We start from the raw sequence: 1,052 nt of genomic DNA on the forward strand, positions 1-1,052 counted from the left end.
ACGAGCTCGTGCACGGTAGGCGGTGAGGTGTCGAGGGCTGCGGTGGGGCTCTGTGCTCACCTCTGCTGTGCCGACGTCAGGTCCGCGGTCTGCTGGTGGGACAGCAGGCCGGCGATGGCTTGGACGGTGTCGCTCATGTGCTCGCGGCGGCCGAGGTGACGGGCGAGTGCCCGCCAGTTCTTCAGGTGGGCGATGCCGTGTTCGACGCGGATGCGTCGCGAGGAGTGCGCTTTGCGCTGTCGCTCGTGCATTTCCTCGTACCACTCCGGAGCGCTCTTCTTGAACTTGCGGTGCGGTGGCGTGATCACACGCCCGCCGGTCTGGGCGCCCAGGCCCTGGTAACCGGCGTCGGCGAGGATCTCTACCGCAGATCCGTCAGCCAGGAGCTTGACCAGCCCCAATTGGCGGGCGTGGGTGATGTCCGCGCAGCTGCCCGGCTTGGTCGGGCTGCAGAACAGCACGCGGCCGTCCCCGTCCGTGACGACCATGGTCTTGACCGCGTTCTGCTTGTTCTTGCCGGAGATGAATTTGTCCCGGTCCTTGCGTCCGGCGGCCGGCCGCCGGACCCGGATTTCAGTGCCGTCGACGATGCCGGTCTGCCCGGTCACGCCGAGGTAGTCGACGACTTCCGCCAGCGTCCGTAACCGCACTCCGGCAGTGACCGTGCAGCCTCGCTCGGCAAGCAGGGGACGTACCTCGCCGATGGCCCGGGTAATGGTGGAACGGTCCACACCAAACCAGCAGGCCAGCACGTCGTGAGTGGCTCCATGGCGGAGGTGCACGAGCGTGGCCAGGAGCCGGTCGACGAAGACCAGCCGGTGCTTCGCGCCGGCGCCCGCGGCCCGCTTTCGTGCCCTGGATGCGAGCTTGGCCTGGTGCCGTTGATGCCACAACGGTCCTACCTCGGCGACGAGCTCAGCGATCACACCGGCCGAAAGGCCCGTGATCCTCCGGTCGCTGACGATCGCTGCCCGAGACGCGTTCCCCACCACGAGACCATGATCCAAGATCACGGGCTCGACGTCCCACCCGCTTACCGTGCACGAGCTCGT

The 1,052-nt window shown here is 67.7% G+C and carries 1 protein-coding gene; it reads right to left on the bottom strand.

Annotated features, from left to right (window positions below; all coding sequences use genetic code 11):
- Positions 1 to 56 precede the first annotated feature (56 nt).
- Positions 57 to 1,013 (bottom strand): transposase family protein, encoded by a 957-nt coding sequence (locus AB0F03_RS37980; RefSeq protein WP_362001089.1) that lies wholly within the window; start codon positions 1,011 to 1,013, stop codon positions 57 to 59.
- Positions 1,014 to 1,052 lie beyond the last annotated feature (39 nt).

Source organism: Streptomyces sp. NPDC028722, assembly GCF_040637655.1.
Classification (GTDB): domain Bacteria; phylum Actinomycetota; class Actinomycetes; order Streptomycetales; family Streptomycetaceae; genus Streptomyces.